Source organism: Microcystis aeruginosa NIES-4325 (assembly GCF_008974145.1).
Lineage (GTDB): Bacteria > Cyanobacteriota > Cyanobacteriia > Cyanobacteriales > Microcystaceae > Microcystis > Microcystis aeruginosa_G.
In genome coordinates this window covers 1-10,188 of sequence record NZ_BJKP01000059.1, presented here as the reverse complement: position 1 = coordinate 10,188, position 10,188 = coordinate 1, and the positions used below count along the sequence as shown (strand labels likewise).

Here is a 10,188-nt window from a genome sequence, read left to right as displayed (position 1 = left end):
AGGCATATTTGACCGTAAACTGCGTTATTTTACCGTTGATGGTCAATTGGTTCCCACTCCCCAAGAAGCTGAATTACAGCAAAGACAAGCAAAGGAACAGATTCTTTTAGAAAGGGAACAGGAACGACAAGCGAAGGAACAGGCTATCCTCGAAAAAGAACAAGCTATCTTGGAAAGGGGAAGATTAGCGGCAAAATTACGAGAATTGGGCATTGATCCTGAAACTATCTAATTGATCAATATCTCTAGGCTAGGTAATTACTATCCTAGAAACGGTGGTAATTTAACCTTATTTTTCCTGTCTTTCTAAGGCTAATTGTACCAACTTATCGACCAATTTATCAAACTCCAAACCGGTGGCTTTCCAGAGTTGGGGATACATACTAAAATTAGTAAACCCCGGCAGAGTATTAATTTCATTGATCAACACTTCCCCCGTCTTTTCTACATAGAAAAAATCTACCCGCGACAATCCCGCAGCATCCACAGCTTTAAATGCTTCTACAGCCATTTCTCGCACTTGATCAGCAATTTTATCAGGAATATTAGCGGGAATTACCATACTTGATCGCCCGTCAGTATATTTAGTTTCGTAGTCATAAAAATCACTATCAAAAGTAATTTCTCCCACCAGAGAAGCTTGGGGATTATCATTACCTAAAACTGCACATTCGATCTCTCTTGCGGTTACTGCTGCTTCAACAATAATCCGTCGATCATAACTAGCAGCACTATCTAAAGCAGCCTCTAATTCTTGCTGGTTGCGCGCTTTACTAATACCCACCGAAGAACCTAAATTAGCTGGTTTAATAAAACAGGGATAACCTATTTCCTCGGCGATTTGATCGCACAATTGCGGAAAAATACAGGGATTTGACCACACTTGCGAGCGGGTTACGGCCTTATACTTAACTTGGGGTAATCGGGCAGCTGCAAAAGCAGTTTTCATGGCAATTTTATCCATTCCCAAGCATGAACCCAGTACCCCACTACCCACAAAAGCAACCCGCATGAGAGTGAGTAATCCTTGTAAAGTGCCATCTTCCCCATTCGGTCCGTGGAGAATTGGAAACCAAACCTCAATTTCGCTCACTTCTGGGGGAAATTGCCAGATATTGACTTTTATATCACTCTCAATAGCTAGGGGTTGCCCAGAGGTTAAAATTTGTCTAGCAGTTGCTGCCGAATGCCAACAGCCATTTTTATCGATATAGAAGGGTATAACTGCGTATTGGTCAAGATTTTCGGGGTAATTAAACGCTTGCAGGATCGATCGAGCCGAATTAATAGATACCTCGTGTTCTCCCGATCGACCACCAAACAATAATCCCACCTTGATCTTGTCCATGTTATCCCCTCTAGAGCCAGCTAGATCCTAAATTAGAGTTCAACTATCATACTATGGGCGGGGTTGACCATAGTGCCAAATGATTGAGACTTTGATTACAGCAACAGCTTACTGTAATCAATCTGACTCTAGCCTTACACAAACCCAAGCAATTCCCCCTGAATATCCATTTACGGACAGTTTCTAAATAAGCTTAGGGACAGGTGAACGGTGATTCTTTTGTCCCCCTAGCCAGATCGAAAATGTCTTGTCAAAATAGAGTGGAGAAGACAAAATCAAGGAGCTAAATAGCTATGGGGGGTAATTTCTTCAAGGGAGCGATCGCCTTGGGGGTAGTAGCGGGGATAATGGGATTTACCAATCCCCCCCAAGAACTTTACAGCGAATACGCCGCAGAAAAACTCCTCGCTCATGCCGACAAAATCGCTTGCGAGAAAATCAGTCTCTGTGACTCGATCGATTCTTTGCCGGTGGCAGCCAGAAATATCATCAAAAATCAAATCTTAAAACCAGCGATCGAAACCTCTAGTCAACGGCAAAATTTAGGTGTGTTCAGTATCTACACCACAGAAGTACCAGGGGTGGCTAAAATTAGAACTCTTGGCGCTTTTGGGCATTTCTTGACTTTCTCGGAGACTTAGGCCTTGATTAGTGCCAGCTTAAATAATGGGTTAAGATAATCATATTAACCCGCAATTTGAGCGATAGATTCGTCAAGAATACAGATTAATCCTGCCTAACCGTGTTTAATTTTCTCCCTAGTCTCCGAGAAGCGATCGCCCGTTGGTGGTCCGAATTCACCCTCCAAACTAAATTAATGGCTGCGGCTACTTTAGCCGTTTCTTTGTTGATGAGTGGTTTAACCTTTTGGGCGGTTAACACGATCCAGCAGGATGTCCGTCTCAATGATACCCGTTTTGGCCGGGATTTGGGGCTGTTATTAGCCGCGAATGTCTCCCCTCTGATTGCTGAGGACAATTTAACCGATTTAGCCCGTTTTTCAGCCCGTTTTTATAGTAGTACCTCGAGTGTTCGTTATTTGATCTACGCTAACGAGGAGGGTCAAATATTTTTCGGTATTCCCTATTCTACCGCCGAAGTTAAGAATTCCCTGACGATCGAGCGTCGCATTCAATTACCAGAAAATTATGGCGAAAATGGGGAAACTCCCCTCGTCCGTCAGCATAAAACCCCCGATGGTGAAGTAACCGATGTCTTTGTTCCCTTAAATCACGAAGGCAAATATTTGGGAGTATTGGCGATCGGTATCAATCCTAACGCTATTGTGGTGGCTTCTTCTAATCTAACCCGTGATGTTACTATTGCCGTTTTTGTCTCGATTTGGGCCATGGTGATTCTCGGGGCAGTTTTTAATGCTTTAACTATCACTAAACCGATCAAGGAGTTATTAGTCGGGGTCAAAAATATTGCGGCAGGAAATTTTAAGCAGCGCGTGGATTTACCCCTGGGAGGAGAGTTAGGGGAATTAATTTTCAGTTTTAATGAAATGGCGGAAAAGTTAGAACGATACGAAGAACAAAATATCGAAGAAATGACCGCCGAAAAAGCCAAACTAGATACGTTAATGTCCACTATTGCCGATGGAGCAATTCTCTTAGATACTAATTTTCAATTATTATTAATTAATTCCGCAGCTCGGGAAATATTTGGCTGGGAAGACAGGGAAATTATCGGTCAAAATGTTCTACATCTTTTTCCTTCGGAGTTAACGGTTAAACTAACTAAACCTCTCTATCAAATTGCGGCAGGAGAAACCCTCCATCCAGAAGAAGCAGCTAATCAAAATCAGAAAAATGCTGTTATTGATCAGGATAATAATAATTATGCCCCGTCCGAATTTAGATTATCTTTAACTAACCCGAAACCCTGCACAATTCGCATTTTGTTAACTCAGGTATTCGATCAGTATCGGGAGAATGTTCGGGGGATTGCCATGACTCTACAGGATATCACCAGAGAAGCAGAATTAAATGAGGCTAAAAGTCAATTTATTAGCAATGTTTCCCATGAGTTAAGAACCCCTTTATTTAACATCAAATCTTTTATTGAAACCCTAACAGAATTTGGTGAGGATCTCAGCGATACAGAAAAAAGAGAGTTTTTAGAAACCGCCAACCATGAAACCGATCGCTTAACTCGTTTAGTTAATGATGTTCTCGATCTTTCTCGGTTAGAATCCTCCCGTAACTATAACTTAGATGCGATCGACATCGGACAATTAATCGAACAAACCCTGAGAACCTATCAACTCAATGCTAGGGATAAAGGACTAGAATTAAGCTCGGACATTGAAGCCAATTTACTACCAATTTTAGGTCATTATGATCTACTTTTACAGGTATTAACTAATCTAGTCGGTAACTCCCTAAAATTTACTCCTGCTGGCGGCAAAGTGGTGATTCGTGCCTATACAATAAGCAAAGATAATCCCCAAGAAACTATCAAAATTCGCGTGGAAGTATCCGATACCGGTATTGGCATCGATGCCGAGGATCAAAGTGCCATATTTGATCGCTTCTATCGGGTAGAAAATCGCGTTCATACCCTAGAAGGGACGGGATTAGGATTATCGATCGTTAAAAATATTATCGAAAAACACTATAGTCAAATTAATCTGATTAGTGAAGTGGGCATTGGCACAACTTTCTGGTTTGATCTAGATTTATATCAAGGCTCGATCGCCAGCAAAAAAATTAACGACGTGAGTTTATAAAAGCCAAGGCAATACTGCCCAAAATCAGGGTTAATAATAGCAATAATTCCTTATTTCTGAGACACCAATTTTTTAAAACCCTAGAGAGAGGGAGAGGAGGAATTTTTTCGGCTATTATTTGGCTATTTTTGTATAAAGTGCAACTGGTAGCGTAGGGACGTTGGGGAAAATTACAGCTATCATCGCTATGATAAAGACAAGTTTCACATAAAAAATCGCCCGTGACGGCTTGATGCAGGGTCATGCCGGGATGACCATAGGCCTTTAAAATATTAGAACAGTAGGGACATTGTAAGGCTTGACTATCGACCTTGTGTTGACAACGAGGACAGGTAATCATGATCGCTAAATTTTCCCTTTGAGGATTGTCATTGCTGTTGATCATAGACTATAGCAAAATACCCGGGCTTTTTCCGGTTAATTTACTAAATAGCTGCGCCATTGGGAGGCAACTTCTTCCAGTAAACGCCAAGTTTTCCCCTCAATCTGTCTTTGTAAATAAAGATCAAAATTGTTGTGTTGTTTGGTATCTTTTTGATGGGGCAATCGCAGAGTTAGATCGTAATCCCCCTGCAAGTGATAAGCGGGCAAATTGCCCACATAAATCGGTTCTAGACTGGTGACATTAATTTTAGCAATTTTTACCTGCGGCTCATCGATCTGTAAAGATTGACTAAGGCGATCGGATGTGTGAAGAAATTGTAATAAAAGGGCTTTGGCGACGATTTCTCCAGGGGGAGCAAATTCTTTCGGGGGAGTGACACTACCACAAGCAGTCAAGAAGACAAGGAAAATACTGGTTAAAAAACCGAGAAAACGGCGCATAGAATGATATTTTGAAAAAGAATGGCAGCGAGTTAAGAAAGATTATGACTCAACCAAATGAGCGACAGAATTTCAGCCAAGCAGAAACAGTGATCCGACTACAAGAGGCGATCGAGCAGTTAAATTCGATCGTTTCCCAACTTAACACGGGAACCGGGACAATGTTACCCCCAAAAGTTGCCGTTGATAATCTTCTTAACTCAACGCAACAGTTAGCCGCTGCTTTAAAACCAGACGAATTCGCAGAAGTTGAGCAAAGTTTAACCCCAGATTCTCCCATCGCAGCCGCCGAGGGAATTGACGATATTTTACCGGATTTCGAGCAGGTGGAAGGGTGGTGGACGGCAATTTTGAACAAAATCCGCCGACTTTTACCGGGGGGAATTAGCGAAAAAATTCCCGATTGGTTAATTACCGGCTTGTTAACAGGAAGTTTAGTCACTATCCTCTTAGTAGCCGTAATCAGTTTACCGAAAAATACCGGGGAAATTGCCGAAAATATGCCTGAAGTTGTCTCTAGTCCTTCCCCGGCTGCTGGGGAAATTATCGCAACTCCCCCAGAATTAATCGCACCAGAAGCACCGATTCCCGTCCCGATTACTAAAGCAAAACCGCGATTAACTCCTGAACAAAGTTTAGTTGCAGCCATTCAAGAGGAAATTACAGATTTAACTACTCGTTATCCCGCCGGCATTATTTCTACCGTAGAAGCGGACTTTTTGGCTAGTCGTCTAGTAGTGATTTTGGGCGATAATTGGTATAGTCTGGAGGCATCACAACAGGATAAATTGGCTAATTCGGTTTTTCAACGTTGCCAAAGTCTTGATTTTCGCCGCTTGGAAATGACAGATAACGAGGGAATTCTCCTCGCTAGAAGTCCCGTTGTCGGCGATCAAGTGGTGATTGTCAATCGCACTCAACCCACCTCTGTCATCTCCCCCAGTGAGTAGTTTTCAGCGCGGGGGGAGGGAGTTTCAAGGCAGCCTCAACAATTCTCGCCAACCAGGCTGCTTTTTTCCCTCGCTGGTTAGATATCTAAATATACACAAAGATTAGTGATCCCTGACTTAACAGTGGTATAATTAGCTAGGTAAAATTTTGTAACGATTCTTAATCTTGAACCTACCCGATAGTCAATGCTTCATCCCGCCCCAAGTGGACGCGGCAGTTTTGGTGCGAGAAAAATTGCTCCGATCTAACCAAACTCCCTTAAACCTTTCTAGGATTCCCCTAACCGCCAAAATTTTGCCCTAACCACCAAGAATCAAGAGATTTCAGATTATACCATGAACTCTGTTATTCGTCAACAGCGAGCGCTGATCACCGGAGCCAGTAGCGGCATCGGCAAAGAAACCGCCCTCGCTTTCGCCAAGGCGGGAATTAATCTGGTTTTAATCGGTCGCAATCAGCAAAAATTGGCAGCCGTGGCGGGAATGGCGGCAGATTTAGGCGTATCAGCCCAAGCTTACCCCTTAGATTTGGCAGATATTCCGGAAGTAGCTCCTAGTATCGCTAAAATCGCCCAAGAATCTGGACCGGTCGATATCCTGATCAATAATGCTGGCATGGGTTACACAAATCCCTTAGCTGACACACCTTTGTCAGACTGGCAGCGGGTGATCGACCTGAATTTAACCAGTGTTTACCAGTGTGTGCAGGGGATTCTACCCGCCATGCGTCAACAGGGAGGAGGCACGATCATTAACGTTTCCTCGATCGCCGCCGATAATTTTTTCCCCGATTGGGGGGCCTATAGTGTCAGCAAAGCTGGATTAGTGGCATTTTCTCGCATTTTAGCGATCGAGGAGCGGGCCAACGCCATTCGCGTCACGATTATCACCCCCGGAGCTGTCAATACTCCCATCTGGGACAGCGATAGCGTCAAAGCAGATTTCGATCGCTCGGCCATGTTAACCCCAGATATCATCGCTCAGGCCATTCTGCAAGCGGTGTTACTGCCCAAACAGGCCGTAGTGGAAACGATGACCATTATGCCCAGTGCGGGGGCATTATAACCCGAAATACTTCTATTTATCAATCAATTCGCCTACAGGCATCTTCATTATGACCATAGCTTCTTCTAACGGTTTAAACGGTAATTTAACCGACGCTATCCAAGCACGCGTGACCACTCGCCCCGATCGCAACACCCACAATGGCAAAACCGCTCAAATTCATCCCACTTCCGACGAAAATAAAGAACAGATGATGGATGCGGTCAGAAATATCCTGATCTCGGTGGGGGAAGATCCCGAAAGAGAAGGTTTATTAAAAACCCCCAAACGGGTGGCCGAAGCGATGCAGTTTCTCACCCAAGGCTATCAACAATCCCTAGAAACCCTCGTTAATGGTGCGATCTTCGATGAAGGTCATAATGAGATGGTATTAGTGCGCGATATTGACTTCTTTAGTCTCTGTGAACATCATATGTTACCCTTCATGGGGCGGGCCCACGTTGCCTATATTCCTAACCAAAAGGTGGTCGGATTAAGTAAATTGGCCCGCATTGTGGAAATGTATTCCCGTCGTTTACAGGTCCAAGAGCGCCTCACCCGTCAGATTGCCGAAGCGATTCAAGAAATTCTCGACCCCCAAGGGGTTGCGGTAGTCATGGAAGCAACCCATATGTGTATGGTGATGCGCGGGGTGCAGAAACCGGGATCCTGGACCGTCACTAGCGCCATGTTAGGAGTCTTCCAAGACGAGCAGAAAACCCGCGAGGAGTATCTTAACCTGATCCGTCATAAACCTAATTTCTTCTAGTCAGGGAAATGGGGGAATTCAACTAAAACCCCAACACCCAAAACCTTCTAACTGATCACTGATCACTGAATTTTTGCAGTCGCTCTAACAAGAGGGCGACTTTTTTGAGGTCTTTATCACCCGGCGATCGCTCAACGCCGCTAGAGACATCAATACCCTGGGGGTGCAGCCGAGTTAAAGCTTCACTAATATTATCGGGGTTGAGTCCTCCGGCCAGAAACCAGGGCAAGGGGGGCGAAAAACTGGCTAAGGCTTGCCAGTCTAAGGTATGTCCCGTACCGCCGAGCAATTGGGGATGGTAGGCATCTAAAAGTAAAGTATCGACGCTATTGAAGTAAATTGCCGACTTTTCCCAACTTTCTTTGTCTTTAATCCGCAAAGCTTTGATAATTTCCCGGTCGGGTAATAATTGCCGCAACCTTTGGCAATATTCGGGAGATTCATTACCATGTAACTGCACACTTGTCAAGGGGGTTTTAACAATTATTTGCTGAATAATTTCCGGTTGCTCGTCGGCAAAAACCCCGATCAAATCGATTTTGTCGGGTATTGCGGCGGTAATAGCGTTAATTTGCTCGATGTTGACGTAACGAGGCGAACTCGGTACAAGGATAAAACCTAAGGCCGTAGCTCCTAAATTGGCGATGGCTCGCCCCTGGTCTGGTTGGGTAATGCCGCAAATTTTAATTCGCATTTAATCTTATTCGCAAAACGTTACAAAAACTGTTAAGTATTCAAACAAAAAGCAGTTTCGGGTCAAGAGCTTTTTATAATGCCCTGTGATTAACAAAATCTTATCAAGACTGGAGCGCAAATGATCCCTTCCGCCTTACTTTTAGCCACAGCTCAAACCATTCCCTGGAATTTATCCGTCGGCATTACCATGACCTTAGCTAACCTAGTAGCCTTCGTTATCGGTTATTTTGCCATCCAAAATACCGGGGCTGGCCCTGCTTTACCCTTGCCGCAGTTAGCCTCGAAAAAAAGCTTCGGTCTGCCGGAATTATTGGCTACCATGAGTTTTGGCCATATTCTCGGCGCGGGACTGGTTCTCGGTCTTTCTAACGCGGGCATTCTCTAATCAGTGATCGGCGATCGGTAATCAGTAACCAGTAATCCTAGTCCAAGGATCAGTGGGGGCGCAATGCTTGCGCCCAAAATTTCACATTGACAAACACTTTACTTCTTAAGCTTGCCCTTAATCACTAATTCTCTTATCCCGAACTGAAGTTAAATACAGCCAATAGATCGTAAAATTTAGGAAGTTGTTATGTTGATTTTTAAGGCTTTTTTGTGAGCTGGTAAAATTTGGTTACGCAACTAAGTAAAAGTGAGCGATCAATGCTAGAGAAAACACCAATGACGATGATGGATTTCTTTTGCAAAAGCGAAGGAGTTTAGTTTTCTCAAGGTACTGTTCGAGGCAAGACCCCCCAACCCCCCCCCCCCGACGTCGGGGGGTTAGAGAGATTCAGGTAATCTAAGGATAGGCGGTTAAAAGGCATCTTAGCTTACCTGATAACGTTGTTAAAATCTATCTTCAGCAAAAGTTACTCATTTTAGCTATCTAGCTATTTAACCCCGATCCTCACAAACAAAGTCTACTACTCGATCGATTTCTCGGGATGAGCGGATGCGACGACTACCGCTGCCGAGTTCGCCACCACGACAATTGGCCCACCAACGCTCGCGACTGCCATTGACGATCGCATCAAATTCTCTAATTCTGCCACTATCATAATAACTGCGGCGATCGACGACAAAACGACCGATATTGGGGAGGCGAAATTCTTCGTAAACATTACCGTCCCAACCGCCACCAAAATTACCGTGATGGTCGTCGATGCGTACCTCAAACTCGCCCCGACAACCATTTCTCACCACAATATTGCCGTTTTGGAAATCCCAATTACCCTCACAGGGAGCAGCGGAGCGAGTGCGGGTTAATCTTACTTGGGCCCATCTAGCGTTTACGGGACAGCGGGTAGTGCGACCGTTTTGACTTTCACAATTAATTCTCATGGTTCTGGCCGCTGCTGGCTCGCTCCCTAGGGGACAAATTAGCAACAAACCGAGACTAGATAATAAAATTTGGCGAAACATTGTTTTTATCTCCCAGAAATCCTCTAGTTTATCCTACGTGGGCATCCAGAAAATGAGTAGTAGTTGCCTGAAATGCCTTAATCAACAAAAAAGAAGGGTGATTTAACTTCACCCTTCCCCCTATTCGGTAAATTTTCCTGCCATCTTTAGAGAGCGTTACCGCGAGGTAATACTTCTTCAGGGAAGATAAAGTTTTCGTGGGGTTGGTCTTGGGGAGCCATCCAAGCTCTCAGACCTTCGTTAAGCAGAATATTTTTAGTGTAGAAGGTTTCAAATTCCGGGTCTTCCGCCGCTCTCAATTCCTGAGAAACGAAGTCATAGGCCCGTAGGTTAAGCGCTAATCCCACCACACCCACAGCACTCATCCATAAACCAGTCACGGGGACAAAGAGCATGAAGAAGTGTAACCAACGTT

At 44.2% G+C, this 10,188-nt stretch carries 11 protein-coding genes and 2 pseudogenes; 7 read left to right on the top strand and 6 right to left on the bottom strand.

The window, feature by feature from the left end; all coding sequences use genetic code 11:
• Positions 1 to 232 (top strand): annotated as a pseudogene (locus MiAbW_RS18380) (Uma2 family endonuclease); the annotation flags it as partial.
• 57 nt (positions 233 to 289) lie between these two features.
• Here the strand turns inward: MiAbW_RS18380 and MiAbW_RS18375 are convergent.
• On the bottom strand, positions 290 to 1,348 hold the full coding sequence (locus MiAbW_RS18375) for a D-alanine--D-alanine ligase family protein (protein ID WP_151697266.1): 1,059 nt from the start codon (positions 1,346 to 1,348) through the stop codon (positions 290 to 292).
• Positions 1,349 to 1,641: 293 nt separating this feature from the next.
• Here MiAbW_RS18375 and MiAbW_RS18370 point away from each other — a divergent pair, with 293 nt between their 5' ends.
• Positions 1,642 to 1,989, top strand: a complete 348-nt coding sequence (locus MiAbW_RS18370) for a DUF4359 domain-containing protein (protein ID WP_151697265.1) — start codon at positions 1,642 to 1,644, stop codon at positions 1,987 to 1,989.
• A 101-nt stretch (positions 1,990 to 2,090) separates the two neighbouring features.
• Complete coding sequence (gene nblS, locus MiAbW_RS18365; protein ID WP_151697264.1) at positions 2,091 to 4,082, top strand: two-component system sensor histidine kinase NblS; 1,992 nt, start codon at positions 2,091 to 2,093, stop codon at positions 4,080 to 4,082.
• Here nblS and MiAbW_RS18360 read toward each other — a convergent pair.
• Entirely contained in the window at positions 4,063 to 4,422 is a 360-nt protein-coding gene (locus tag MiAbW_RS18360; protein ID WP_151697267.1) for a hypothetical protein, read from the bottom strand. The genes nblS and MiAbW_RS18360 overlap by 20 nt on opposite strands.
• Before the next feature lie 77 nt (positions 4,423 to 4,499).
• Positions 4,500 to 4,907 (bottom strand): hypothetical protein, encoded by a 408-nt coding sequence (locus MiAbW_RS18355; RefSeq protein WP_151697263.1) that lies wholly within the window; start codon positions 4,905 to 4,907, stop codon positions 4,500 to 4,502.
• 44 nt (positions 4,908 to 4,951) lie between these two features.
• On the opposite strand from MiAbW_RS18355, the gene MiAbW_RS18350 reads away from it, so the two are divergent.
• From MiAbW_RS18350 to folE, 3 genes are all read left to right on the top strand, one after another.
• Positions 4,952 to 5,857 carry a hypothetical protein gene (locus MiAbW_RS18350; protein WP_151697262.1) on the top strand — a complete coding sequence of 302 codons (906 nt, stop codon included), beginning with the start codon at positions 4,952 to 4,954 and terminating at the stop codon, positions 5,855 to 5,857.
• A gap of 336 nt (positions 5,858 to 6,193) precedes the next feature.
• Positions 6,194 to 6,922 (top strand): SDR family oxidoreductase, encoded by a 729-nt coding sequence (locus tag MiAbW_RS18345; protein WP_151697261.1) that lies wholly within the window; start codon positions 6,194 to 6,196, stop codon positions 6,920 to 6,922.
• A 49-nt stretch (positions 6,923 to 6,971) separates the two neighbouring features.
• Positions 6,972 to 7,670, top strand: a complete 699-nt coding sequence (gene folE / locus MiAbW_RS18340; protein ID WP_002738197.1) for a GTP cyclohydrolase I FolE — start codon at positions 6,972 to 6,974, stop codon at positions 7,668 to 7,670.
• 55 nt (positions 7,671 to 7,725) lie between these two features.
• On the opposite strand, the gene MiAbW_RS18335 is transcribed toward folE, so the two are convergent.
• A complete protein-coding gene (locus MiAbW_RS18335; RefSeq protein ID WP_151697260.1) occupies positions 7,726 to 8,364 on the bottom strand; it encodes a phosphoribosylanthranilate isomerase in 639 nt (212 codons plus the stop codon).
• Positions 8,365 to 8,484: 120 nt separating this feature from the next.
• Between MiAbW_RS18335 and psaK the strand changes: the two genes are divergently transcribed.
• Positions 8,485 to 8,751 carry a photosystem I reaction center subunit PsaK gene (psaK, locus tag MiAbW_RS18330; RefSeq protein ID WP_002756861.1) on the top strand — a complete coding sequence of 89 codons (267 nt, stop codon included), beginning with the start codon at positions 8,485 to 8,487 and terminating at the stop codon, positions 8,749 to 8,751.
• Between the two features lie 494 nt (positions 8,752 to 9,245).
• Here the strand turns inward: psaK and MiAbW_RS18325 are convergent, their stop codons facing one another.
• Both MiAbW_RS18325 and MiAbW_RS18320 read right to left on the bottom strand, forming a co-directional pair.
• The gene (locus tag MiAbW_RS18325) at positions 9,246 to 9,773 is read right to left on the bottom strand and encodes a DUF3011 domain-containing protein (protein WP_151697259.1); all 528 of its coding nucleotides are present in this window, start codon (positions 9,771 to 9,773) and stop codon (positions 9,246 to 9,248) included.
• 146 nt (positions 9,774 to 9,919) lie between these two features.
• Positions 9,920 to 10,188 (bottom strand): annotated as a pseudogene (locus MiAbW_RS18320) (photosystem II D2 protein (photosystem q(a) protein)); the annotation flags it as partial.

Excerpts from the sequence above, each read along its gene's own strand:
- MiAbW_RS18375 (WP_151697266.1), bottom strand. The coding sequence starts at position 1,348 with ATGGACAAGATCAAGGTGGGATTATTGTTTGGTGGTCGATCGGGAGAA.
- MiAbW_RS18370 (WP_151697265.1), top strand. The coding sequence starts at position 1,642 with ATGGGGGGTAATTTCTTCAAGGGAGCGATCGCCTTGGGGGTAGTAGCG.
- MiAbW_RS18360 (WP_151697267.1), bottom strand. The coding sequence starts at position 4,422 with ATGATTACCTGTCCTCGTTGTCAACACAAGGTCGATAGTCAAGCCTTA.
- MiAbW_RS18355 (WP_151697263.1), bottom strand. The coding sequence starts at position 4,907 with ATGCGCCGTTTTCTCGGTTTTTTAACCAGTATTTTCCTTGTCTTCTTG.
- MiAbW_RS18350 (WP_151697262.1), top strand. The coding sequence starts at position 4,952 with ATGACTCAACCAAATGAGCGACAGAATTTCAGCCAAGCAGAAACAGTG.
- MiAbW_RS18345 (WP_151697261.1), top strand. The coding sequence starts at position 6,194 with ATGAACTCTGTTATTCGTCAACAGCGAGCGCTGATCACCGGAGCCAGT.
- folE (WP_002738197.1), top strand. The coding sequence starts at position 6,972 with ATGACCATAGCTTCTTCTAACGGTTTAAACGGTAATTTAACCGACGCT.
- MiAbW_RS18335 (WP_151697260.1), bottom strand. The coding sequence starts at position 8,364 with ATGCGAATTAAAATTTGCGGCATTACCCAACCAGACCAGGGGCGAGCC.
- psaK (WP_002756861.1), top strand. The coding sequence starts at position 8,485 with ATGATCCCTTCCGCCTTACTTTTAGCCACAGCTCAAACCATTCCCTGG.
- MiAbW_RS18325 (WP_151697259.1), bottom strand. The coding sequence starts at position 9,773 with ATGTTTCGCCAAATTTTATTATCTAGTCTCGGTTTGTTGCTAATTTGT.